The organism is cyanobacterium endosymbiont of Rhopalodia gibberula, from assembly GCF_003574135.1.
Taxonomy (GTDB): Bacteria; Cyanobacteriota; Cyanobacteriia; order Cyanobacteriales; family Microcystaceae; genus Rippkaea.
On record NZ_AP018341.1, the window covers coordinates 1,534,235 to 1,559,925 of the forward strand.

Annotated in this window: 17 protein-coding genes and 1 tRNA gene; 10 read left to right on the forward strand and 8 right to left on the reverse strand. The window is 31.9% G+C overall.

All coding sequences use genetic code 11. The annotated features are described in order from the left end of the window. Positions 1–365: 365 nt before the first annotated feature. Positions 366–1,406, forward strand: coding sequence for a tRNA (adenosine(37)-N6)-threonylcarbamoyltransferase complex transferase subunit TsaD (gene tsaD / locus RGRSB_RS04930; protein ID WP_119260093.1), 1,041 nt, complete (start codon positions 366–368; stop codon positions 1,404–1,406). Positions 1,407–3,983: 2,577 nt separating this feature from the next. Here the strand turns inward: tsaD and RGRSB_RS04935 are convergent. After that, positions 3,984–4,241, reverse strand: a complete 258-nt coding sequence (locus RGRSB_RS04935) for a glutaredoxin family protein (protein WP_119260094.1) — start codon at positions 4,239–4,241, stop codon at positions 3,984–3,986. A gap of 917 nt (positions 4,242–5,158) precedes the next feature. On the opposite strand from RGRSB_RS04935, the gene RGRSB_RS04940 reads away from it, so the two are divergent. Together RGRSB_RS04940 and rplY are read left to right on the forward strand one after the other, a co-directional pair. After that, complete coding sequence (locus RGRSB_RS04940; protein WP_119260964.1) at positions 5,159–6,502, forward strand: adenylosuccinate synthase; 1,344 nt, start codon at positions 5,159–5,161, stop codon at positions 6,500–6,502. Positions 6,503–6,537: 35 nt separating this feature from the next. Beyond that, the gene (rplY, locus tag RGRSB_RS04945; protein ID WP_119260095.1) at positions 6,538–6,846 is read left to right on the forward strand and encodes a 50S ribosomal protein L25; all 309 of its coding nucleotides are present in this window, start codon (positions 6,538–6,540) and stop codon (positions 6,844–6,846) included. A gap of 120 nt (positions 6,847–6,966) precedes the next feature. Here rplY and ribH read toward each other — a convergent pair whose 3' ends face one another. After that, positions 6,967–7,560, reverse strand: a complete 594-nt coding sequence (ribH, locus tag RGRSB_RS04950; protein WP_119260096.1) for a 6,7-dimethyl-8-ribityllumazine synthase — start codon at positions 7,558–7,560, stop codon at positions 6,967–6,969. A gap of 2,352 nt (positions 7,561–9,912) precedes the next feature. Here ribH and RGRSB_RS04955 point away from each other — a divergent pair. The 3 genes from RGRSB_RS04955 to rsmG all read left to right on the forward strand — a co-directional run bounded on the left by RGRSB_RS04955 (position 9,913) and on the right by rsmG (position 13,030). After that, on the forward strand, positions 9,913–10,440 hold the full coding sequence (locus RGRSB_RS04955; RefSeq protein WP_119260097.1) for a phosphoribosyltransferase: 528 nt from the start codon (positions 9,913–9,915) through the stop codon (positions 10,438–10,440). A 117-nt stretch (positions 10,441–10,557) separates the two neighbouring features. Beyond that, positions 10,558–10,872: a metal-sensing transcriptional repressor gene (locus RGRSB_RS04960; protein ID WP_119260098.1), complete on the forward strand. Its 315-nt coding sequence runs from the start codon at positions 10,558–10,560 to the stop codon at positions 10,870–10,872. 1,426 nt (positions 10,873–12,298) lie between these two features. Beyond that, complete coding sequence (rsmG, locus tag RGRSB_RS04965; protein ID WP_119260099.1) at positions 12,299–13,030, forward strand: 16S rRNA (guanine(527)-N(7))-methyltransferase RsmG; 732 nt, start codon at positions 12,299–12,301, stop codon at positions 13,028–13,030. 2,037 nt (positions 13,031–15,067) lie between these two features. Here the strand turns inward: rsmG and RGRSB_RS04970 are convergent. Next, positions 15,068–15,140: transfer RNA gene (locus tag RGRSB_RS04970), tRNA-Arg, on the reverse strand. A gap of 58 nt (positions 15,141–15,198) precedes the next feature. After that, entirely contained in the window at positions 15,199–16,110 is a 912-nt protein-coding gene (locus RGRSB_RS04975) for an ABC transporter permease (RefSeq protein WP_119260100.1), read from the reverse strand. 828 nt (positions 16,111–16,938) lie between these two features. On the opposite strand from RGRSB_RS04975, the gene RGRSB_RS10075 reads away from it, so the two are divergent. Next, positions 16,939–17,106 carry a hypothetical protein gene (locus tag RGRSB_RS10075; protein ID WP_172582040.1) on the forward strand — a complete coding sequence of 56 codons (168 nt, stop codon included), beginning with the start codon at positions 16,939–16,941 and terminating at the stop codon, positions 17,104–17,106. A 317-nt stretch (positions 17,107–17,423) separates the two neighbouring features. On the opposite strand, the gene RGRSB_RS04980 is transcribed toward RGRSB_RS10075, so the two are convergent. Further along, complete coding sequence (locus RGRSB_RS04980) at positions 17,424–17,663, reverse strand: NifU family protein (protein WP_119260101.1); 240 nt, start codon at positions 17,661–17,663, stop codon at positions 17,424–17,426. Positions 17,664–17,883: 220 nt separating this feature from the next. Then, positions 17,884–18,516, reverse strand: a complete 633-nt coding sequence (locus tag RGRSB_RS04985) for a ribonuclease H-like domain-containing protein (RefSeq protein ID WP_119260102.1) — start codon at positions 18,514–18,516, stop codon at positions 17,884–17,886. 1,044 nt (positions 18,517–19,560) lie between these two features. Between RGRSB_RS04985 and RGRSB_RS04990 the strand changes: the two genes are divergently transcribed. Then, positions 19,561–20,178 (forward strand): 7-carboxy-7-deazaguanine synthase QueE, encoded by a 618-nt coding sequence (locus RGRSB_RS04990; protein WP_119260103.1) that lies wholly within the window; start codon positions 19,561–19,563, stop codon positions 20,176–20,178. 812 nt (positions 20,179–20,990) lie between these two features. Here RGRSB_RS04990 and RGRSB_RS05000 read toward each other — a convergent pair. Together RGRSB_RS05000 and hemB are read right to left on the reverse strand one after the other, a co-directional pair. After that, a complete protein-coding gene (locus tag RGRSB_RS05000; protein WP_119260105.1) occupies positions 20,991–21,836 on the reverse strand; it encodes a prohibitin family protein in 846 nt (281 codons plus the stop codon). A gap of 120 nt (positions 21,837–21,956) precedes the next feature. After that, on the reverse strand, positions 21,957–22,943 hold the full coding sequence (gene hemB / locus RGRSB_RS05005) for a porphobilinogen synthase (RefSeq protein ID WP_119260106.1): 987 nt from the start codon (positions 22,941–22,943) through the stop codon (positions 21,957–21,959). Between the two features lie 308 nt (positions 22,944–23,251). On the opposite strand from hemB, the gene RGRSB_RS05010 reads away from it, so the two are divergent. Next, complete coding sequence (locus tag RGRSB_RS05010) at positions 23,252–24,037, forward strand: pseudouridine synthase (protein ID WP_119260107.1); 786 nt, start codon at positions 23,252–23,254, stop codon at positions 24,035–24,037. Between the two features lie 5 nt (positions 24,038–24,042). Then, positions 24,043–24,843: a helix-turn-helix domain-containing protein gene (locus RGRSB_RS05015; protein WP_119260108.1), complete on the forward strand. Its 801-nt coding sequence runs from the start codon at positions 24,043–24,045 to the stop codon at positions 24,841–24,843. The last annotated feature ends 848 nt before the right edge of the window (positions 24,844–25,691 follow it).

The following is a 25,691-nucleotide window of genomic DNA, read 5'->3' on the forward strand; positions in this document are numbered from 1 at the left end:
CTTTCGGGTCGACAGAGGGCTTGTACAAAACGTTCGGCGCGTTCTGCCTTGACATAGGGTAGCCGGCGGTGTTACCAAAATTCTCAGATTTTTATTGATAAGCAGCTAGCTCACCACAATGAGTCAGCCGATGTAAAATATTTGTGGAGGCGGAAGGTGTAGAATTAGACTATAAGGTTGATATTAAAATTAGACTCAGCAATTCTTTTCATAAAAGACATTTCCTTTTAAAAAAAAGACTAAGTTTTTGCACATGAAATGAGAGAATCGGCTGCGTATTGACAGTATCTAATTTCTGACTCGCTAGTCGAGTGAATAAGGTAAAAAAATAAAAAAAGTAATTCTTCGTTACAAATTAGCAAAAAATGGTAACAGTGTTGGCAATTGAAACAAGTTGTGACGAAACTGCCGTTGCAATTGTAAATGATCGTAATGTTTGGAGTAGTGTAGTAGCTTCACAAATTCCTCTACATCGCACCTATGGTGGTATTGTTCCTGAAGTGGCCTCCCGTGAACACTTAATAAAAATTAATCTCTGTATTGAACAAGCGTTAGTCCAATCTCAAATTAGTTGGCAGGAAATTGATGGTGTGGCCGCTACTGTCGCCCCAGGATTAGTGGGAGCGTTGATGGTAGGAATGACAACGGCTAAAACTCTCTCAATTGTACATCAAAAGCCTTTTATTGGCGTTCATCACCTCGAAGGACATATTTACGCAACTTATTTAAGTGACTCTACTTGGAAACCCCCATTTTTATGTTTGTTGGTATCAGGCGGTCATACTAGCTTAATTCGAGTTCAAGATTGTGGGGTCTATGAACAATTGGGTACAACCCGTGATGATGCGGCTGGAGAAGCATTTGATAAAGTCGCACGGTTGTTAAATTTAGGCTATCCAGGGGGACCGGCTATTGATCACCTCGCTAAAATTGGTAATCCTAAGGCGTTTCTTTTCCCAGAGGGGCGGATTTCTTTACCAGAAGGTGGCTATCATCCTTATGATTCTAGTTTTAGCGGTTTGAAAACAGCAGTATTACGGTTAGTTCAAAAATTAGACAAAAAGGATAATGAACCATTGCCTGTAGCTGATATAGCAGCTAGTTTTCAGGAAACTGTAGCACGCTCACTCACTAAAAAAACTATTGCCTGTGCTTTAGACTATGGTCTTAATTCTATTGCTGTTGGAGGAGGCGTTGCGGCTAATAGTGAACTAAGAAAACAGTTAAAAGCATCAGGAGTTAAACACAATCTAAAAATCCATTTTCCTCCTTTAAGATTATGTACTGATAATGCTGCAATGATTGGTTGCGCTGCAGCTGCTCATCTTTACCGAGGACATACTTCTTCTTTAACTTTGAATGTAACTTCTCAATTATCTATTACTGAAGTTATGCAACTTTATTGATTAATAATTAATAAAGTTGCATTGTATTTAAAACCTTTTTATTTACAAAAAAATAAGAAAACTTCTAAGTAAATATTACTAAATATAACTTGGTCTTCAGAATTAAATCAAAAAATTAATATAGAAAAATTTTATATATAATAGATGATAGTAATTTTTAATTAGATAGTCTGTAACGACAGAAGTAAATAAATTAACTAATTATGTTTTTATAGCTTAATTAATTAGTTTTATCGGTGGTTTAGTTGGTTTTTTTATGATTAAAAAATCATAGAATTTGCAGATATTTTTAAAACTAATAGTTTTTAATAGAGTTGACGTCAGTAAAATACAAAGGTAAAAATATGACCTGTAATTTTATCTGTTTAATTAATTATCTAACTTTTGTTACTTGATAAACCAATAAATCATCTATGAATGCACAAGCCCTTAGCTAGAGCTAAGGGTATTAATATTTATGTTTTATCAGTAAAAAAAGTTGTTTATTTGTCCATTGTTCAATGGTAAAAGTAACCAAAAAACTCAATGTAGTGGACACTTAGATCAACACTATATTTTTTTCTCGATTATCAGGATATTTTACATGAGCTAGTTTTTCTTTAATTGCTCGGCAAAGTTTAAGTTAGCCAAGTGTCGTCAAATATTTCTATCTCTAAGTCCAAAGCCTATTATGTGTAAGTTACCAATGCATAAAGTATTTTTTTTAGGTTAAGTTAAGTTTTGAACAAAACAATACATGTTTAAAATACTAACTGTAACATCTTATTTTTTCTTGTCAACGAGTACTTATTACTTATAGAATAGCATCATTTTCTAGCTACTTTTCAACAATATTAAATATTTAATTAAAAATTAAATAAAGTTTATGATTAGATACAAAAGAGTGATTATACACTTTTTATAGTTTAATAATTTCTAATAAAATAATTAACTTAACTATAATAAATTTAAAGTTGAGTTAATTGATATTATTGTTAGTTTATCTAAATTTAGAGAAAATATCTATAGAGTCCAATTTGATCTTTTTGTCTAGCTAGTACTTTTATACTAATTTATTTAAATAAAAACTGCTGTCAGTTAAATAAATAAAATATCAAGTTTAATACTATACTTATAAAGTATTGATTACAGAATTTTAAAAAACAATGAGTCAGTTATTAACTATTGACAACATAAACTCTAGATTAACATTAGCTTTACGATTTTTAAAAAATCTGTTATTAATTTTTAATACCTAATTAAACGTATAATGATGTTAATAATTATCGGCAATATTAACAACAAAAACAAAATCTTTATTTTTCTTTAAAAAAGTTACTCTCTTTTCTAAATCAAAATCAAGAGAAGATTTTTAGGGCAAATAATATAAATATTTACTCAAATTATAAAGTCAATACAACAATTTTAAATACTTTTTGATTTTTTATTTAATAAATTTATTAAACAAAAAAGCTGAATAAGAGAAAATTTATATATAAATTTGAATGATTTTTTTTAAGTAAGGATTAAGATAACTAAATTCAAAGTTCTTAAGAAGGGACTGATTAAACTAAGAATAGTTAAAGTTATTCCTAGCTCTACGGGAATTCTATCGTTAAAGTTGACTAAGTTTAGTTTATTTAGAACGGAAACCCAATATTGACGATAAATCTGCTCTTGACTACATTTGCGTAAGTTTCTGGGTAACCAAACAAGAGACGGCGATCTCTTATAATGGGGTAAACATCATTGAGAACAATCAACCTAAAAATAACCAACCTCATATTAGGATATACTAACTAGCTATAGATACTGAATGTAAGTTTTAGTTGAAAAGTATTAATTAGAGCTATAAAAATAGCTCTAATTGATAGAATAACTGAAGCATAGCCAACAATAGTCTCAGTAAGAATAAAAGAATATTATTGGTTATTTTTATATATAAAGGATTGAGGTAATAACAACTAAACTATTTATCTGTATTTTATCTCTTTCTAAAGAGAAATAATAATTGCCTTCATCACTATTCCTAAATAAGTTTTTTTTATAGAAATCAAAGAAATATTTTAATCTAAATAGATAGAACTTAACCACAAATAATTGAATAGAGATAAAAAAATGACCATAATTATCTTTACTTTTAAATATTTTTGTCGTTGATGTTAAAGAAAATGTCGTCATTCTTATGAATAACCAACCACAAATAGTTTTCTCTGATGCAACACTATCAAGACTTACAAAGTCTATGAAAACCAGCAATATAGTTACGACACGCAGTGCTTGAGAAGTAAAGCATAAATTATTGTGAGAAGTCCACTAACTTTCTTTCTACCTCAAATCCTAAAGTGTATAACTGAAGAATGTCATATTGAGCGATTGCTAGAAATGTCTTCTAATAACTAGTGGCTAATTTCTCTGAGGAGAGTATTGCCATAAAAACCCTCAATAACATAGGTTTAATCTGGCTTTTAACAAGTTAGGTAAAGATAGATAGTGCATTAACTACTTTAATTGAGTTCAATTTAGTGGATTGCTCGTCTAGAGATAACACATTTACAATAGTGAGTGATTAATAAAAAGTATTTTTTATACTTTTTTCTATGATGTATATTTTTGTAATAACTTTTCCAATCTAGCAACTGAAAGACGGGGGGAAGGACGGGGAATTATCTTTTCAGTTTCTCCCGATTTTTGATACAAAACAGGAACTTCATATTGGTAGGCTTCGAACCAATCTTCGCTAGTTGTAATATCTCTAATTTCTAAGTTGATATTTAAAGTTTTAATCTGTTCTAACTTTTTTTGTAGTCCTTCACATAAATGACAACCAGGCTTACTATAAAGAATTAATTGCATAATATCTATAAGATAGAATATATTATTCTGGATAACTTAATAAATCTCATTGAGAGTTAACTATTATTAGATTACCTTAAAACGAATTATTTATGCCAGCGTGTATAGAAGCTTCAAATGCATCGTTTTCGACCACATAAAAAAAGATGATCATGAGGACGAACGGAGACGGTTCAACTCAATAATTATAATTTGCAATTATGATTTGTACTAAAAAGCGATTGAAGCAGTATGTAGAAAATAAAAACACGGTAAATAGGGCAGAAAATCATCGACAATTACTAATAAGCAAAAAGACATGGTAAAATTAAGGAGAAATGAAAATTAAAGCTATTTAAAGCAAAATAGTAATAAAGTGTTAAAAACGGCTAAATTACCTGACTATCTAAATAAATGTAGATAGTCAGGTAATTTAGGATTAGTGGCCTGCTACAAAAACTCAACTTATTAAAGAAATGTTACTTACACTTAGAATAGTTAGGGAATGTGTAGATTTCTTCTTGAGAAACTATCCTCTTTTTCTTGTCAGGAAAATATTCTGATGTTTGTTCTTTGTAAAGTATCACTCTTAATTTTGTTTTTGTTCCTGAGACTTTGTTTTGTCTAAGAAAAAAAAATGAGGGTTTTATCGCTAAGAAATTCATTTAAAACAGCTGCATCTCCCAAAAGTAAACTCATGATTTTTTTCAAGCAGAATTTATGGAGTGAGAAGCCGGGGAGGAACGATATTATCAAAAAGTCTGAATCTTGATAATCTGCACTAAACACTATTTTTAGCAAAAATGGGTCATTTATTGGATTAGGTTAGCCAATAAACTGGTTAAAAACCAACTAGTTTAATAATCTAAACTTGACAGAAACTTTTCTGATAAGAGATAATGATGGTTTGTGTGAACTTTAGTTTTTTTTATAAACTCTTGGCTAACGTAATTGTCATCGGCGCACAGTGGGGCGACGAAGGAAAAGGAAAAATTACTGATTTGTTGAGCCGTTCAGCCGATGTGGTGGTACGTCCCCAGGGGGGAGTCAATGCCGGCCACACCATTGTTGTTCAGGGAAAAACTTTTAAACTCCATCTGATTCCATCAGGAATTCTCTACCCTAACACAGAGTGTATCATTGGTTCAGGGACAGTTATTGATCCTAAAGTCTTACTCGAAGAATTAGGGCAATTCCAGTCCCTAGAAGTGTCGACTGAAAACCTTTTCATCTCTCAAACTGCTCATGTCACAATGCCCTATCATCGTCTGTTTGATATGGCATCTGAAAAAAGACGGGGTAAACATAAACTAGGGACAACAGGACGAGGAATAGGACCGACCTATGCAGATAAGTCGGAACGAACGGGTATTAGAATCATTGATTTAATGAACCCTAATGGCTTGCAGGAAAAATTAGAATGGACGATTAATTATAAAAATGTCATTTTAGAAAAACTGTATAACCTATCCCCTCTTAATCCTGAGGCTGTAATTGAGGAATATTTAAACTATGCTGAACAACTACGTCCTTATGTAGTTGATAGTTCTCTCAAAATTGCTGAAGCTATCCAAAAACGTAAAAATATCTTGTTTGAGGGAGCTCAAGGAACTCTGCTAGACTTAGATCACGGCACTTATCCTTATGTAACTTCTTCTAACCCTATTGCGGGAGGAGCTTGTGTGGGAGCGGGAGTGGGACCTACTGTTATAGATCGGGTAATTGGAGTCGCCAAAGCTTATACAACTCGTGTGGGAGAAGGACCGTTTCCGACAGAATTACATGGGGAAGTAGGGGAATTATTAGGCAATCGCGGCGCAGAATTTGGAACTACTACTGGCCGTCGTCGCCGTTGTGGTTGGTTTGATGGGGTTATCGGCCGCTATGCAGTACGGATTAATGGTTTAGATTGTTTAGCTATTACTAAACTTGATGTCCTTGACGACTTGGAGGAAATTAAAGTCTGTATTGCCTACGAACTTGATGGGAAGACCTGTAATCATCTTCCTAGCAACGCTAGGGAATTCGCCCAGTGTCAGCCTATTTACGAAACTTTACCAGGGTGGCAACAGTCTACCACTAATTGTCGTGTTCTCGATGATCTTCCCCAAACTGCTTTGAGCTATCTTAAGTTCTTAGCGGAGTTAATGGAAACCCCCATTGCGATTATTTCTTTGGGAGCGAGTCGTGATCAAACGATTATCGTCGAGGATCCAATTCACGGACCGAAACGGGCGTTGCTTAATGTCAACGGAGAACCCGTTAACTCAACATTTGACTAACAATCAACGATTTTGTTTTAGGGAGTAATTATCTTATGTCTCTTAGTATTGAATGTCAAAAAAGACCCGAAGGCAGTAAACCTAATGCCCTACGTCGCGAAGGATTAATTCCTGGCAGTTTATATGGTCATGATGGGGCAAACTCTGTATCCTTAGTCATTAATGCGAAGGAAGCAGTTAACCTCTTAAAAAAGGTTTCCGTCAATGAGACCATCATCGAAGTTCAGATCACCGACATATCTTGGACAGGTAAAGCTTTGATTAGGGAAGTACAAGCTCATCCTTGGAAAAGAACTGTTTTACATTTGAGTTTTTTTCATATAGCTAATACTGAAGCAGCTTAATGGTTTGACATCTTCGTCCCCTTTAGTGAAAATAAACTAATCAATATCCCCGTTAATCTGTTGACATAACGGGGAGTTTTTCTATTTCTAAGACATAAGTTTATTAATCAACCTCGAAGATTATTCTAGTTGTTCTGAAATTTCTGAGAAGGACTCATTGACTATCGGGAGATTATGGGAAGAGACTGGTAATTGAGAAGGATTATTACCTTGGTACGTTGAGGATCGTACTTGCTGGTGAATTTTCCCCATTAAACTAGCCATTTCCAAGGCATTGAGAGCATAATTCCAGCCCAAATTGCTTTTAATTCCAGCTCTTTCCAGAGCTTGTTGCATAGTGTCGGTGGTTAAAACTCCAAAAATTACTGGAATGCCTGTTTGAAAGCCTACTGCTGCGATTCCTTTGGCAACTTCTGCGGCTACATAATCAAAGTGAGGAGTATGCCCTCGAATCACAGCCCCCAAACAAATGATGGCATTGTAACGATGAGAAAGAGCTAGTTGACGAGCCACCAAAGAGATTTCAAAACTCCCTGGGACCCAGATATAATCAACCTGAGTGCTGTCAGGCTCAACATTAATGCCGTGCCGTTTTAAACAATCTTGACAACCTGATAGAAGTTTTTCAGTCACTAGGTCATTAAAACGACCAATAACGACGGCAAAGCGTAAAGTAGATAGTTCTTGAGTAAAAGTTCCCTCGAATGTTGTCATAATATTTTAGTTGAGTAGGTCAGTATAAAGGTTATTTCTCATCAGTAGAGGTCAACAGCTGTTGACCTCTACGTCAGTTATTAGTTTATCCATGATTGACAGTTAATGTCCCTATCCGTAATTTCTGCTTTCGACAAGAATATTTGTATTTTTTTAGAAAAGAAGTTTAAAACCCCTACAATGATAACCGAGACAATCCAGATAACAGATCCAATATTTAAGGTACCGGTTTAGACTAATTTTAGTTTTTGAGAAAGACATAAGCTACTAAGATACCAAAAACTATGATAAAGGAAAAGAGGACTAAAGTTGATAAAGTAATTTAAAAGACAATAGATACAGTAAAGGTTTTTTTGAAGTTATCGTAAGTAGAGTTGGGTGATATATGGATAAGAAAGTCTAAGTTATCGAACTGTCCTATCTAAAACGATAGATTTCTAAATACTCATATTTTTAGGTGTTAAAATATATACAAAAAATCTGGTTAAATTAGCAATATTACTCTATCTATAAATAGATATAGAATAATTTATTAGTAATAGTTAATTAGATACAATTATCATTTTACTTAAAACTACTTTTTTTAAAAAAAAGTTAAAAAATATTAAATTTAATTTAATTAAGACTGAAAAAAATATAATTTGTTGAAATTTTACTGGGTCTCTAAATCCATAAATTTCTCTTTTAATTAATTTTAATTAATTATTAATACATTCTACTATTGCTTGATTTATTTCTTGGCTTAGATAGATAAGATCTTATCTAAATTAAATACTTAACCTATTTTTTTACTACCATAAATACACTTTTAATACCGATTAATTAATCTTAATAATTCTGATATAAAGCTTTATTTATTTCTGAATAACTTCTAAATTTTTCTAATTTAAATTAAATAAAATATTTTCTTTATCAACTAGTATTTAGGAATTTTTATTTTTTTTATTTAAATATTTTATTAATGAATATCAACTTGTTTTATAACATTAAATTCATCTTTTGAAATTTCATGTAATTTTACTTATATCCAATAGTATTTTTTATTTTTTTAATTAATCTTAAACTGTTTTAACATCTTAATTTCTCTTATATATGAGAATTATTATTAATCCTTAAATAAATATTTTTTTTAAAATTAATTAATTCTTTTGATGAATTTATTTACAAATAAATCATTTTTTTATATAAAAAATGATTTTAAAACATAAAATATTTTCTGCTCAATATTAATCTTTTATAATTAATTATCAATCGACTATTTTAATATTTTTTTGTAATTAAGCGATTATAAAAATAAGTTACTGTTAGATATATTTACAGTAAATAAAACTATTTATATCTGATTTTTAATCTAATAATAGGTAATGGTAAGTTTTTATAAATTTAAAATTTTATTTGTCAAATTAGATTGAGTCTTTTGTTCTATAGATATAAGTTTAGTAAAAATATTGAATTTAGAATAATTTAATTATAATACAAACGGTACGATAGTAAGTTTTGTATTATAATTACTCTTTTTAAAAATTCTATTATTAATAATTAATTCTTATCTTTATGGCTTTAATTTTGATACAATGGTTTTTATAAAAATTATATATTTTTATTTTTTTGCAAAATAAAAAATGTTATTATTTATTCAATATGAGACTAATAACAAATTTTTTTTACACTATTTTATTAAACTAGAAAACTATATTATTAATATCTCTTTTTAAGATAAAATATTTAAATTTAAAAAATATTCTAAACAACATTTTAATAAAAAAATATACTAAATAAAATCTAGCTTATTTCGACAAAAATAAGTTTCTTTCTAAAAGAAAGTAACTTATTAATAGAATATCAAAATCAGTTCGTTTGCTGTAGCAAAAAATCGCAATTATAGTAATATTATTTTCAATAAATCTAATGAATTAGAAGAAAAGAATACACCGTTTTTATCAAGACTTTTTGAAAAAAGTCTTGATAAACTATCATTGTAAATATTTTTATGATTAAAATTACCATTTGTTTTAATTATAAATAACTGAACAATAAATAGTTAAAAAAAGTTAAAAAAAAGTAATTTTTTTCTATTTACTAAAATCTTCTAGATGTTAAATAAAATCATCTAAGTCTGCTCGAGAATCATTTTAGTTAATTAAATTAACTTGTTATTTTGTCTATTTATTGATATTCGTATTGGAGCAAAGTTATAAAAATATTTTTTTAAATTTATAAATATTGAGATACTGACAAAAATTTTTTTGTTAAGTATTTTTTGCTAAAGACCCAGAGATGCCTCGTAATTAGTTTAGAAAACTACTATGTATAATAGTGTATATTGTCTGTTATCTTACTACATCTTAGCCTATGTCTGATTTATATATTTCTTGGACGGAATATCATAAATATATTGAAACTTTAATAGTTCAGATCTATCAATCTCAATGGGAATTTGACCAAATAGTTTGTTTAGCTAAGGGAGGTTTAAGAATTGGGGACATTCTCTGTCGTCTTTATAAAAAACCTTTAGCTATTCTTTATATTACCTCATACTTAGGCAGAAACAATCAAATACGAGAAAAAATTCAATTTTCTAATCACTTAGCTATGATAGGGCAATCACTAGGGCATCGGATATTATTAGTCGACGATTTAGTCGATTCTGGTATGAGTCTTCAAGAAGGAACTCAATGGTTATATAACTATGATTGTAATCAAAAGATAATCGAAATTCGCTCTGCTGTTCTCTGGTACAAAAGTTGTTCTGCTGTCAAACCTGATTACTATGTGGAATATTTAGAAAATAATCCTTGGATTCATCAACCTTTTGAATGTTATGAACAAACAACTCCCGAAAATATAGCTAACGGTTTCAATAATCATTATTTATACTAGAATGGTCAAGTATTCAGTTTAATGTATGTATTCTTTTTTTCAAAAATTAAAAGTTAAATCACTGGTTTAAAGAACAATTTACGAGACCACCACGAAAAAACCATAGAGTTATCAGTTATGCCAATGAATAATGAGAGTTGTTATCATGGAATGCGTTCTCGTGTTCATAGCAACGAATCTTTAAATAAAATTTATAACCATCTTTCTCGCATTGAAGGACATATCAGAGGGGTGAAAACGATGGTAACAGAAAATCGTCCCTGTCCAGAAATTTTGGTCCAATTAGCTGCAGTTAGAGGAGCAATTGATCGAGTATCTCGGTTGGTTTTAGATAAACATCTAAGCGAATGTGTGGCACGTGCAGCACAAGAAGGTAATATCAATGAAGAAATCGAAGAATTAAAGGCAGCTTTAGATAGATTCTTGTCTTAATCTTATATTTTAAGTTAGTTGATTATTTCTCAAAATCAAAAATCATGTAGTGAATTAGTCCAATTTAGCTGACTCGCTTACGTCCTTCTATCAAGACTTGTCAAGGCAATTTTCGAGTGAGTTGAAACAAATATAAACTGTTGAAGAAATTTCGCGCATTATTAACCGAAGTATTAGACTACAATACTTGTTTGGTCTACGAAGATTGGGGAATTATGGGCACAACTCCATATAAGAGATATTATTAACTTTAATTTTCTACAATAACTGATTCAAAATTACTGTAGAAGATTAACTTTTGCGGGTGGGAAAATTTCTTTTTTCATCTGAACGCCAAGGCATAAGTCTAATGTTTAAGAGCAATAGTTGGCTAAATTGTAAACTTAATCACAATTAATTCTACGTGATTTTCACTGAAGGAGTTGTAAAATTAATTCTAATTGAAATTTTTGATCTCTAAATTTTAATAAAAAACTTTGAAAGCTAATAATTTTATAGCACAAGAATAGTCAGATTGTTTAATAAGATTAGTGAGGATAGTGGCTATTTTGGGTAATAAAGTTAAGGCAAATATAGCTTCTTTTAAAGAAGTTTGTATCCGTATATTCATTGTTATAGAACACTATCAATGAACGGCTTTGATAACCATCTAAAAGTTAGGATTTTATTAAAAGATTCTGATATAATAACTGTTAGAACAGTTTTCTTTACGCAAAGAAAAACAATAGGCATAATAAATTAATATCCATGCAAGAGTGTATATTGAGTATAAACTTTATATTGTTTGTATTTTGTAAAGAGGCAAGAAATTTGTGGCTATGACAGAATATAGGATGAATGATCTCCATATCAAACAAGCCGATATAGATACCAGTATTGTCATGGACATAATACAGACAGATGTGAATAAAAAATAAGTAGTAGAGGTTTCCTTTATGAAAATTTTGATACTGTTATCTACTGTTATCACGATCGAAAGAAAACAGGATAGTCTATGACAATGTTCGTCACTTTATTAAATCTATTTTAGAAAGTAGTATTGGGAGAGGTAATTACCATGTCTGCTTTTCCTGAGTAAACTCAATCATAAAATATCGATTTTTAAAATAAATAGTCTTTTTAACCTGATTTGTTGCTAAAATGATCATGTATTAAAATACATCTTTTTTCTACCCCTTATTTTATGGGAAGAAATAATTACAATAAAAGTGCTTAAATTAAAGTTACTTTATTACATGATATTTTTTATACAGAAGTCTTAAATAGAAAACAGTTAGTGATCTGTTTTTTATTTAGTCTTCTACTCTTTGTTTGAGCAAGATCAGAAAAAATTTTTTTATTTACTTGAAAGAAAAAAGTATTAATATTGTTAGGATAGACAATAGCCATCAAATAACCTATTTTTAACACTAAAACTTAACGATTTATGCCCTCTGACTCATTACCTATATTCAACCAAATTTGGCGAGAAACTCTACATTGGGAACCCACTAAATCGCAACTTGAACAATGGGAAAAATTATATCAAGAAATTATATTAGTCAACCGTAAAATCAACTTAACTAGGATCACTAAACCAAAGGATTTTTGGGAAAAACACTTATGGGATTCTTTGGCAGGGATTGATGCAAAAATCATCGATATTAAATCTTGTTCAAAGGTAATTGATATTGGTACAGGGGCAGGATTTCCAGGTATTCCAGTAGCTACAATTTATCCTCATTTACAAGTTACCCTTCTTGATTCAAAAATAAAAAAAATCAAGTGTATTGACTTTATTTTAGATAAATTAAAGTTTAATAATTGTCAAACATTAATTGCAAGATCAGAAACTATTGGACAGATGAAAGAATATCGAGAAACTTATGATTTAGTTTTAATTCGTGCTGTTGGTACACCTTCTGTCTGTACTGAATATGCTTTGCCTCTCTTAAAAATTGGAGGAATAGCCGTATTATATAGAGGATATTGGCACGATGAAGATAAGTTAACTCTAAAATCTGCTTTAGAAAAATTAGGGGGTAAAATCATATCAATCAAAAACATTGAAACTCCATTAACTCAAAGTATTCGCAATTTTATTTATATTAAAAAAATATCTACAACTTCCCTTAAATTTCCTCGTCAAATAGGAATACCTACTCAAAATCCTTTATGAACTGTACCATACTACACTTAAGATACAAAACGTTGAAGGCAGAGCATCTTTTCTATTAGGTTTTTATAATTTAGATTATAAGTTAAATATTTAGAGAAATGTTTTGGAATTTTATTTAAACAAGACTTTTGAACTTAACTTAATTTTCTGAAGACTATCTACTTTGGGTTTTTGGCTATTTTTCTAATCAAGATTTTGTTCAAAATCATTATATTGAAATTACTATGCAACTTGACATCTGAAGGGACTCTACTATTTAGGAGAAAAAATTATCAAGAGAGATAGAAACATTTACTGTATAGTTAATGTAGAAACTGATACAATTTTTCAAGGAATGTTTTTCTTTTCAGTAGTAGTATATCAATAACTCTAAGTTCAAAACCATCTTTTGTTTTGTCCCATCAGAGCTTATTTTTTAGCCATTTTTCTATTTTAGAGTTATCTAAAACTCATCCATTTATTATTTTTTTATTTAAATTTTCTAAACGATTTTAAATGTATGATTGTTATATTTTTATCTGTTTCTAGACTTTTAACTAATTGGTATTCTCTTTTACTTGTTAAAACTTATTGATTTTTAGTTATTTTTTTATATAAATAGTCAAATATATAGGATACATAATTAAAGATTGAATGTTGAGATGTTATAATTCAGCGATTAAATAACAAATATGAAAGTATAAATTGCACTTAGTTATTAATTTTAGGACAAATCAGAATGATTACTTGTAATTTTAAAAAGCTCATCTATATTATGAATTTTTAACTCTAGTTTCTAGGCTTAGTATATTGCTAACTAATCTTACATTATAAGTTTAGTATAATTAAGATATAAATCAAAGGTGAAGTATTAAATTTTATAAGTAATTTATAAAATTTTAATACCTATTAATAAATTTAAAAATAAATAAAATTTAAGCTGACAGTATATAAATTTTAAATAAATGAAACAATCAAATTCAATCAACACTTATAAATTATGAGAATAAAATATTTATAATAATGATAACGTTGACTAAATAAATAACAAGGATTATAAAATATCTTTTCTTATCCATTTTGATTATTTTAATATAAGTATATAGAGAGTTGTTTTAAAAATGAGGACTGAGTAAAATAATAATGAGTGAAACTCAATTATAGTGGGACTATCTGAACTTATATTTAACCTATGTACTTAAACTATAAAGATTATCTAATATCTTTTCCCAAGTATTTTTTTTCAGAAAATAAATGTTTTTTTATTATTTCAGAAGCAGTAGTTATTAAAAAACTCTTTTTAAGATTCTTTTTTATTTAAAGACTTTAAATATTGAAATAAACGTGCTCTTGTCATAAATTCTACAATCGTTAACTAAAACTATTTTCTTAATCTAACTTTTTAAGTTTTTCAACTAACTAAGAAGAATTAGCCAGGAAACAATGTAACTCTTGCGGAGACTATATACTTATTATTCTGATAATTTCTGGTAAAGACTTTTTTAAAATTGATGAGATATTCCTTAAGATATCGATGTCTGAAATATTTGCAATTATTTATTATTTCAGTAAACAGATGTCTAATGACTTTTACAAAATTAATCAGCTACTTATACTGTTTTCTATGTGCTTCCGAGCAAATGCTTGAAAATCTGAGCTATTCCAGACTAACTCTAACAAGATTACGATACACAAAAGTTAAAAGTCTCACTTTACAAAGATTTTATAATCGCTAAAAATCAAATTTTTAGCGATTATAAAATACAGTTCTAATAAGATTTTTAGAAATTATTAAATACTAATTTATTATACTCAGTCTAGAAAAATAACAATTTGAATTTTATATACAATACTCTCTCTGTTTTGTAGCTCTATTATCTACATTTTTATTTTGCTGTGATTTATGAAGAATGGCAAAAAAAGAATAGTATCTGTCTCAAATGACATAAAACTTGTAAAAATAAGATCATTAGTCTCAAAATTATTAATTGTTTGGACAAACTTGATGATTCAGTGAAGAATTATTCAGATTTTCATAGAATGGACTTCTAGAATAAACGGGAGCGGAGGGACTTGAACCCCCGACACCCAGGACCGGAACCTGGTGCTCTATCCACTGAGCTACGCACCCGCAACAGGTTTTAGGATAACATTATCTGTCGTCAATTATGAAGATCATTAACAAAAACTTAACGACGGGTTTTAGGGTCGAAAGCATCCCGTAAACCATCTCCAACATAGTTAATACTTAAAACAGTCACAAAAATTGCTAACCCTGGGAAAAAAGCCATATGGGGTGACCAAGTCAAATAGTCTTTGGCTTGAAATAGCATTTGGCCCCAGGTTGGCATATCGGGAGGAAATCCCAATCCTAGAAAACTTAAAGTAGATTCGGTAACAATTCCATTTCCTACCGCCAGAGTCGCCGCCACGATGATAACACTGAAGATATTGGGTAGAATATGAACAGAAATCAATCGTAAAGGACTAGCCCCCAGGGCAGTTGCTGCACTCATAAATTCCATTTCCCGTAGTTTTAACACATTTGCTCTTACAAGTCGCGCTACGGACATCCAATTAAGTCCACCAATAACTATCACAACTAGGATAAATATGCCTAACTCAGGTCCGGCAATCATTTTGATTGTATCCCGAAATAAGTAAACTACCAGCAATAATAGAGGTAATTGGGGTAACGATAAAAACAAATCTGTTAAGCGCATCAATACACTGTCTACTACTCCCCCATACAACCCGGCGATCACCCCGATAGCTGTCCCTAAAAAAATCGCCACTACCATAGCCGTAATTCCCACAGTTAAAGAAATACGTCCTCCAAATAATACCCTTGCGAGTTGATCCTGCCCAAGATCATTAGTGCCAAAAGGATGTTGCCAACTTGGGGGAGTAGATGCTTGAGTAAAGTCAATGACATCGATGGGAACATGATAGAAAAATGGACCAGTAACGACACTAGTAATGATAAGACTTAATAAACTTAACCCCAACAAAGCTAGACGATTACGACAAAATCGCCGCCAGGTATTTTGCCACAAACTATTTGAGGGATAATCTTTCAGTGTTAGGGACTCAAAAGTCATTAGATTCCTTGCTTTTACCCGAAATAATTTTTAAAAACACCCATCATAAATTCAGTTGATTCTTATCTTAACCTAACCCTTTAACCTTCACCATTTTATGTTAAAGGACATAACCCAATTCATGAGGACTTTGTCTTACTAGCTATTATGCTAGGTCTCTACATATTCTTTCATCATTATTAACTGATGATAACCTCTATTCTGACAGTATTTTTTTTAAATAGTAAATTTAATCTTAAAAAGTGCAGATCATCAAATTTGAACGATTGTCTCTTCTAATGTTAGAAATGTGTCCTAATAAGTAAGAACCCTCTCTTCTCAAGGAACACCTGGAATTCAGGATATAAAGATGGCATATTGAATACTATAACTTGAAAATAAGGAGATTATCTAACTTAAGTCTTCCCCAGAAAGTTTAAAATAACTTCAAACTCAAGTTCTTTTTACTGCGGTTTGATAACTAGCTCTTCTTACAAGATTATCTGTTTTGTAGACGAAGTCTATTTTCTCCCCCTTGATTGTTCTTTAAACCTTTGACTTCTTTGCTACTAAAGCAAAAGGATTATGGCAATATGATTTGCCCCAATAAATACACCGTTTTAGAACGAGTATTGAGAAAATTTTTATATCAAACTCGATTATCCAAGTATTTTTGTTAGATAAAGTCAACTTCAGCTCTAAAGTTGGTGATAATACCTAAGCCAAAGCCTAAAGAAGAAATTTATCTCCAGGCTTTGGCTCAGCTTTAGGAGCTCCTTGATTGTCTTTACACCGCTAATATCAGTTATTTGCATAAACTGATGCCGTTAGGTAGGAAATCTAGATTCTTTGAAAGATTTAGCAGAAGACAATTTTTTGGTGGCTAAAGTGAATGGAACTAAATTCGGTAAGGCTAATGTATCTCGAACAAGTTTTCGAGATGCTAATTTGATGGATGCCGTCGATCTAAAGATAAAGCCATCTTTAATTATTCAAGGTTCAGCGAGGCAAATTTGAGTGGGTTTCTTTTGGAAAATGTTCAATTAGCGAAAGTCTATTCCTATTGCACTAAATTAGCCTCGACTAATCTAACTCAAATTAAAACAAATCCAACGAGAGCTAATTTATAACAAATCAATTCTAGTTGGTCTAATTTTGTGAGGTGACTGTTAGCGGCTTCGAATCTGGCAGAAATTTAGGAATGACTGAGAAAATGAAAATTAGTTTAGGGGAAAAGGGAGCTATTTTTGTTAGGAATTTATAAATGACTTTGAATGACAAAAAACCCCATTACCGCTTCTAAATTGAGCTGTAGGGGTTCTTTGGAGACTATCTCACATAACCTGCTCCACTTCGGCAATTTCAGGGATCATTTCCCTTAGACGTCGTTCAATTCCCATTCTCAGAGTCATAGTTGAACTCGGACAAGATCCGCAAGCACCCTGTAAGCGAAGTTTAACGATGGAACCGTCAATGTCTACGAGTTCCACATTACCACCATCAGCCATTAAGTAAGGGCGCATCTCATCCAATACTTGTTCGACATTATCTCTAGTAAGTGCCATTGCTTCCATAGTTAACCTCAATCTACTTCATTTCTAAAATTGTTGTTACTGTCATCCTAACGCGAAGCCTGGTATTTGATAAGTGTTGTTAGCGATGAATTCTCTCAGCTTTAAAAAGCCATCTCGACAAACGGATATAGTTTTTTAGGTAAGTGTCCTTTTGTTCAAAAAAATGGGCGTTAACAACACTTTATAATCCAATAGTTTAACGTTTCCTCTTATTAAGATTTCAATGTTCAAAGATGTCTCTATATTGTCCAAGATCTAAATTTACAAAAACGGGTATACAATCAAAACAATTCTGAGCTAATTCCCATCTTCCCTCTCGTTTTAACATAGTCATTAACTTTTGCTGAATGGATAGTAGATACAGGACATCATTGGCTGCATAATTCAACTGTGCCTCCGATAAACTAGAGATATTTCCCCAATCTGAACTTTGGGAACTTTTATCCAATTCAATGTCTTCTAATTCTTGTACTAAACTTTTTAATCCATGGGAACTCGTGTAAGTACGAGCTAATTTACTGGCGATTTTAGTACAGAAAATCGATTTAGTCTGAATTTTAAAATGGTACAGTAATTGCGCCACATCGAATCGTGCATAATGGAAAACCTTAAGAACTTTGTTAGATTCCATTAACTGTTTTAAATTAGGTGCTTCTGTTTGTCCTAGTCCAATGCGAATGGCTGTGACAAATCCATCAGAATCACATAATTGAATTAAACAGAGACGATCACGTTGGGGAATTAAGCCCATAGTTTCTGTATCTACCGCAATGGCTGGAGTAGTTAAATAGCGGCGTAAAGTATCATTAGACAAATCGCAATCGTCAACTTGAAAATTTGTTAAAGTTAACATAACAAAGCTAAGTTACTAATGGTTTGATAGATTCTAAAAAGAAACAGTTAAATTAACCTAGGGAAATATTAAAGTCCGGCAATGGTCAATAAGAGTGAATTAAAAATTAAGTCACTTAATCCAGAGTACACTATTTTAGTGTTGTAATACAAAAAGCTTTATAGAAAAATTTAGTTATATCAAACTGAGTCATGTAGAATTAATTGGTGAAATACCTAGTCAGGAAATCTTATAAGTTGAAAACTAACAAATTTTTCGAAAGCTTTTCTTTTAATTAACTTCAATCCAACGATATTATCTAATTTTAGATTTCATCTAACTCAAATAATCAAACCACAAACAAAAGTCAATAAAAGTTTAGTTATTCAATTCTAAAAACTTATTTTATTATTCATTATTACCATAAGTAGGATATCAAAGCAATTGGTGGGTATCTAACAAAATTTATTTAGAAAATACGAGGCAATCTTTATTTATTTTCTCAATACGTTACAAGCCTTTATAAATTGAGATTAAATGAAATGTAAAAAATCCATAAGTATCATGGTTATATCCAAAGATAATTATCTCTTATGGTGAAGCATTTAAACTAAAATCTGGTTTCCTTGTCTTCAAAATTTTTGATTATCTTTGATAACCTATCTCGGAGTTGACTTGTCAGTACATACATAGCTCCAAGAATGTTATAAAAACTGATAATTTTTAGTGTTCATTGATTAATTTAGGAATTTAGTTCGAGAAACTTAAGATATGGATAATTAATTCGCTTACCTGGAGAAAACTAGGATCAGTTAAGCTGAAAAGAAAATGTCTTTTGAGAATAAAGCTTGGGTAAATTTCTTAAAATTGAGGTAATTTTTAGGAAACTGATTACTGATTAAACTTCATGCCATTAAATACAAGTCTAACAGAAGGTTAGACAGACAATAGACTATAGATATTAATCAATATCTAAAATAGATTATTAATTGTTATTCGGTAGAAATAGTTATCTTTCGGAGAAACTGCTATTAATAGTATATAGATAGTTTGCTGTTATTTTTAATGAAAGTGATCGTACCGACCTCAATTACTTATCCTATTGTAGAGACCTTTCACTCGATTCAAGGAGAGGGCTCATGGATGGGGGTAAGTGCATTTTTTATTCGTTTGGCTGGATGTGATGTTCATTGTTATTGGTGCGATCAAAAAGAGTCCTGGCCAGTTAAACCACATCCCCGACGGACTATAGAAGAGTTAGCAAAGTTAGCAAAACAAACTAATCCTATGATTGTTGTTATTACAGGGGGAGAACCCTTGATCCATAATTTATATCCCTTAACGGACGAATTAAGGAAATTAGGGTTGCGAATTCATTTAGAAACATCAGGAACACATCCATTTAGTGGTAGTTTCGACTGGGTAACTTTTTCCCCAAAACCATTTAGTCCACCCAATGAAAGTACTTATAATCGAGTTAATGAATTAAAAGTGGTTATTGCATCAGAATTAGATTTACAATGGGGGCAGCAAGAGGCTAAAAAAGTTCCTGTGGATACGGTTAAGTATTTACAGCCAGAATGGGGTAGTCCCAAAAGTAAACAGTTGATTTATGATTTTGTTTTGCAACATCCCGATTGGCGAATTGGTGTACAAATGCACAAGTTTTTAAGTTTTAGGTAAATGTAAGTGAAATTATTCCATCTCAACCGGAAAAGTTACTTAAGCTTGAATTAACTCAAAATTATTGAGAGAGAGTTTTACTGGTGTTACTAAATTCAATTTTCAATATCATTAGTTGAATTTTAATGACTTTTTGAGGAGATATGGCAGCTGGACTTATGGCACTATGTATTATGGTTAGAATATTGATTAGTGCTACAGGATTTTGCGGGTTTATGTATTGCCCGCCTCACAACAAGGTAATATCTTTCTTCGCGTTGCATTTTTATGAGAAGTTGCTAAGAATTTTGGGTAAGAAACAATCAGCAGGCTATAAATACTACACTGCTCTTGACTGATATTTGATACTTCTCCCAACGATTTGTGGGACGTACAACTCTGGTCTTTCTACTCCACAACGAGAGGTTATTTTTTCATTGGTCTTTATCTTCAGATAGAAGATATTGTTATTTATCTACCTTCGTTCAGATACCTCTACAGTAAATACTACTGAACATCTATTAGCCGTAATTACATCTTTATTTAAATCACAAAAAAACCTTTTCACTTATTTTCTTTCCTCTCAGTATCATCAATTTTCTTACCTAATTCATAATGCAGGAATACCCGTTTCTATTAGCTAGCTTGATGAGGTACTCCCTTTAATTTCCTAGTTTGTTCCCGAAAATTGAGCCAGACTTGCTCTATTCTAGTTTTTATAACGTGTTAGTCAAGCTCTGAGCGTGCCTATGTTTTGACAGGTGGCTCCCGTCTACAGCGCGGGAATCCCCGCGCGTAAGCTAGACAATATGTTTCAAAGCTCAAAGTAAAGGTTATTGGGTTTGGACATCCCCTAAATTAAATAGAAACGGTACACTTCCTTGATTTTTACTTCCCATCACTAACACATTAGGCATTTTTGCTCCCCCTTCTTTCCAAGCTTCAATTGCCTCCTTTTGAAGAACCAATTGCCCACCTTGGGCTTTTAGAGTTTCTGCTAGCAAACGTTGGGCTTCTGCTTTCCCTTTAGCACGGTTAACATCGGCTTGGGCTTCTTGTTCAGCTTCTTGGGCAATATAAACTGCTCGTTGTGCCCGTTGTTCAGCGATTTGTTTTTCTTCAACAGCGCGAGCAAATTCAGGGGAGAAGTTTAAATCAATAACGCTTGTATCAAGGACAATAATGCCATACTTAGCCAAGCGTTCATTGAGGGCATCATCAAAGTCTTGTTTTAGCTCACTACGTTGAGTGATAGACTGTTCTACGGTGCGTTTGGCTGCTGCAATCTTAAAAGATTCTTGGGTTTGGGGAGCAATAATTTTTGCAACGATATTTTGTAATGTTCCTTGCGTCCGGCGAATTTGAGCTACTTGTACAGAATCAAGACGAAAGTTAATTGCAAAACTTGCAGTGAGATCCTGTAAATCTTTAGTAGCACTTTGAGCAGGAACTTCAAACTTTTGCACTGTTACATCATAAACATCTACAGTTGAAATTAAAGGCGGTTTAAAGTGTATCCCTTCTAACAATGCCCCATCTTGGGCTTTTCCTAAAACACTAAGTACCCCTGCCTGACCAGGGTTAATTACAATAAATGAATTAAAGCTAATAACAACCAATAAAGCGACAATGATGCCACCAATTAAAGGCTGTAAACTGGGGAGGGATTGACGAGTCACAAGTTTGTCTCCTTGATCTGAATTTAATGTTTAAGCTTGACAACGTGTTTTGTGGAATTTGGAGTTTCGAGTCAAAAGTTTGGATATAAAAACTCCTTCTTGTTACCTTGCTCTTCACTCTCAAACTTCTCTTAGCCACTGTACCGCATCTTTGGCATGGTAAGTCAGGATCAAATCGGCCCCTGCCCGTTTGAAACTAGTTAGAGTTTCTAGAATCACTTTTTTCTCGTCAATCCAACCATTAAGGGCTGCCGCCTTGACCATAGAATACTCCCCAGAAACATTGTAAGCTGCTACAGGAAGGTAAGTTAGTTCTTTAACACGCCAGATTACATCCATATAGGATAAAGCAGGTTTAACCATCAATATATCCGCTCCTTCTTCGATATCTAATTTCACTTCTTTGAGGGCTTCTCGAGCATTTCCTGGGTCCATCTGATAAGTACACCGATCTCCAAATTTAGGAGAAGATTCAGCCGCATCACGGAAAGGACCATAGTAAGCAGAAGCATATTTAGCAGCATAGGAAAGAACAAGAGTATCATTAAATCCTGCTTCATCTAACCCCTGTCGAACCGCTTGGACAAATCCATCCATCATCCCTGACGGAGCAATAATGTCAGCCCCTGCCCTTGCTTGGGAAACTGCCGTTTTCTTCAGTAACTCTAAAGTAGGATCATTAAGGACTCGTCCACTTAGATCCCCTACTTCTAGATAGCCACAGTGACCGTGATTGGTGTATTCACATAAACAAGTGTCGACAATGACTACTAAATTGGGAACTGCTTCTTTAATGGCAGTAGCTGCCTGCTGAATTATTCCATGATCATGCCAAGCTCCCGTCGCTGCAACATCCTTAGTTCTAGGAATACCAAAAAGAATAATAGACGGAATGCCTAGATCGTAAACCTCTTTGGCTTCGTCAACAATTTTATCTACCGAGAGTTGATAAACTCCTGGCATAGACTTAACTTCTGTGGCGATCTTATTCCCAGGAACAGCGAATAAAGGGTAAATTAAATCATTGGCTGTTAGAATTGTTTCTCGCACCATGCGGCGCAGTTGGATGGTTTGACGTAGACGACGAGGGCGATTAATCGGAAACATAAGTCAAAAATTGAGGATTAAATTAGGTTAATCTTGCTATTTCGATTACTTAAAAGTCAAAAGCTGACTAAAATAGTTTCTTTTGGTCAAAAGTAAAATATTAACAAGACTATTTCTACATTCATCTTCATTTTAATAAAAGTTTTCAACGAACTAAAAAATAATAAACTAGCTTAAGTGTTGCATAGCTGCTCAGAATTATTAGAGGGTAGAGTTTTTCATCTAGTTAAGCTAAAAAGTATGTTTATAGAAAGCTGTATTTCGAGTTTTTCAACTAAAGTTAAGTCCTATTAAGACAGGTAAACTCTATGAAAGAAAGAGTCCAAAAAATTTTATCTCAACGGGGAATTGCCTCCCGTCGAAAAGCTGAAAAATTTATTTTAGCCGGACGGGTAAAGCTTAATGGACATCGGGTTCAGTTAGGTGAAAAGGCCGATCTTAAATATGATCGGTTAGAAGTGGATAGCCAAATTATTCAACCAGCTCAACGGACTGATTTTCTCTATGTTTTACTCAATAAACCTCAAAGAATCGTTTCTACCTGTGACGACCCTCAACGTCGTCCTACAGTCCTTGATTTATTGCCTAAAAAACTCTGTCAAGGCACAGGAATCCATCCGGTAGGGCGACTAGACTTCAACTCAACTGGAGCTTTACTTTTAACCAATGATGGAGAATTAACCCTCAACTTAACCCATCCTCGGTATCATTTACCGAAAACTTATGACGTTGTCATTTCTGGAAATATTCCAGAAACACGCTTACAACAATGGCGTGAAGGTGTTATGCTTATGGGCAAAAAGACCTTACCAGCTCAGGTTAAGGTAATTCATCGTTACTCTCATGAGCAAACTCACTTACGAGTGGTTATTACTGAAGGAAGAAACCGTCAAGTCCGCCGTATCGTACAACAGATGGGGTGTGATGTAATCCGACTCCACCGCAGTGCAATCGGTTGTATTACCTTAGATTCAGAATCATTCCATGAATCTAGCTTACCCAGCGGGCACCATCGTTTGCTAACAACCTCAGAAATTGATTTTCTGAAATCTCGTTCCCATTTAATTACGGAAACATCTCAAAAGCTCAGTTGAGCATTATGTCTAGGAAAAAGCCCTCTGTTAATCCATCGTCAGACTCACTATCTAAGATAGAGCGATCTGAAATCCCTCCCAGAAAAGGGAGTCTAACTTTTTGGCGACGGTTAGTGGCTAAAATTCGCCTGAATCTATTGATAACGAAAAATCAGACGAGAAAACTCACAGAAATGGAGTATCGAGTAGATTCACCAGGAATTTCCTCTTTGAGGGAAATTAAATTACTTCTATCTAGGCTTCGATGGGATAAAACCTCATCTTATGATCTAGAACAAGTACAACATGACATCCTGGTCGAGATAGGAAATCAACTCCATCAAGCTCGTCAGGAACAGAATATCTCTCTTGAGGCAGTCGCCGCTGATACCTTTATTTCTCTAGGGTTGTTAAAGTCACTTGAAAAGGGTATTTTAAAGGATTTACCAGAACCGATTTATGTCAGAGGATTAATTAGAAAATTTGCCGATTATTTAGGTTTGAATGGTAGGGTTTTGGCTAGTCATTTTCCCACGAAAACGGCAGAAAAGTCTTTTCAATCTTCCTGTATTCAGATTTGCTTTCCAACTTTTGAGTTACGCCCTCTTCATCTCTATTTTATTTATATTGCCATTGTTATTTTGTCTGTTGAAGGAATTTCTAATCATCTTAAACACACAGCTTTAGAACTAGAGACTGGAGAAGTTTATCACTCATCTCCTAAGTCTTCTTCGTCAGTCACAGTATCTAGTGATCAAAATTCTTCTGTTAACCAGCATCAAAAAATTTTACAAAAAAAAGTCTGTTGTGATAGATACTCCCCTTAAAAATAATTGTTGATTATAAGTTGTAATTTATGGTCAAATTTCCCCAAAGAGCACTGACTGAGTATGACGAGTTCACATAGAAAATATCAATTTTATTGAACTCTTGTTTTGAAACCATTACAGTTAGTTTGGTTAAGCCACTGGTTTATCTTTATAATCAATTTAATTTTCTAATTAATCCTTTATATATCCTTTCAGGGAAGTCAATTATTAGAACAAACTACAATTTTGTTGAGCTGTCTATTTATTGATTAATAACTTTACAGTTTTTATCCGTTCTAGAAGTTTATTTAAAATTTTATTGCTTGTTATTAAATTATTAAATATGTCTTCTATCTTCTCTTTTATTTAAAATATTGTCTTAAGAATAAATCTAAAAAGTAACTCACTTTATCTTAGTTTTTCTACTAGTCTTTTTTAGACTAGTAGAAAAGTACTTACTTCTTCTATGGAAATTAATACATCTTAACCAAAGCTAGAAAAATATTCTGCTATCGTCTCTTTATTTATTTTTTCTAAATCAGACTATAGGTTTTTAACTTTATTAAATAAATTGGTAAAGTTTATAAATTGAGTATGTTTTAGTAACAGCTGTGAATAAACTAGTCAATTATGTATTGCTCAGTTACTAAATTAATTGTTTAATTGATATTTTTTTTCTTTATTTCTTCCAAATAAAGAAAAACAGTTTAAATTTTTAACAACTTATCATTTTTGCTTGAGATAAAAATAAAAACATTAAATGTATATAATTTCTTTTAATTAAGAAAAAAGTCTGGATGTTGACTAGGTTTAAAACTTTTAAATTATCAAAGTTATTTCATGTAAATAAACTAATAAAGTAACAA

What these genes read in the sequence shown, in the direction of transcription:
- tsaD (WP_119260093.1), top strand. Translation starts at nt 366, where the DNA reads ATGGTAACAGTGTTGGCAATTGAAACAAGTTGTGACGAAACTGCCGTT.
- RGRSB_RS04935 (WP_119260094.1), bottom strand. Translation starts at nt 4,241, where the DNA reads ATGCAATTAATTCTTTATAGTAAGCCTGGTTGTCATTTATGTGAAGGA.
- rplY (WP_119260095.1), top strand. Translation starts at nt 6,538, where the DNA reads ATGTCTCTTAGTATTGAATGTCAAAAAAGACCCGAAGGCAGTAAACCT.
- ribH (WP_119260096.1), bottom strand. Translation starts at nt 7,560, where the DNA reads ATGACAACATTCGAGGGAACTTTTACTCAAGAACTATCTACTTTACGC.
- RGRSB_RS04955 (WP_119260097.1), top strand. Translation starts at nt 9,913, where the DNA reads ATGTCTGATTTATATATTTCTTGGACGGAATATCATAAATATATTGAA.
- RGRSB_RS04960 (WP_119260098.1), top strand. Translation starts at nt 10,558, where the DNA reads ATGCCAATGAATAATGAGAGTTGTTATCATGGAATGCGTTCTCGTGTT.
- rsmG (WP_119260099.1), top strand. Translation starts at nt 12,299, where the DNA reads ATGCCCTCTGACTCATTACCTATATTCAACCAAATTTGGCGAGAAACT.
- RGRSB_RS04975 (WP_119260100.1), bottom strand. Translation starts at nt 16,110, where the DNA reads ATGACTTTTGAGTCCCTAACACTGAAAGATTATCCCTCAAATAGTTTG.
- RGRSB_RS04980 (WP_119260101.1), bottom strand. Translation starts at nt 17,663, where the DNA reads ATGGAAGCAATGGCACTTACTAGAGATAATGTCGAACAAGTATTGGAT.
- RGRSB_RS04985 (WP_119260102.1), bottom strand. Translation starts at nt 18,516, where the DNA reads ATGTTAACTTTAACAAATTTTCAAGTTGACGATTGCGATTTGTCTAAT.
- RGRSB_RS04990 (WP_119260103.1), top strand. Translation starts at nt 19,561, where the DNA reads ATGAAAGTGATCGTACCGACCTCAATTACTTATCCTATTGTAGAGACC.
- hemB (WP_119260106.1), bottom strand. Translation starts at nt 22,943, where the DNA reads ATGTTTCCGATTAATCGCCCTCGTCGTCTACGTCAAACCATCCAACTG.
- RGRSB_RS05010 (WP_119260107.1), top strand. Translation starts at nt 23,252, where the DNA reads ATGAAAGAAAGAGTCCAAAAAATTTTATCTCAACGGGGAATTGCCTCC.
- RGRSB_RS05015 (WP_119260108.1), top strand. Translation starts at nt 24,043, where the DNA reads ATGTCTAGGAAAAAGCCCTCTGTTAATCCATCGTCAGACTCACTATCT.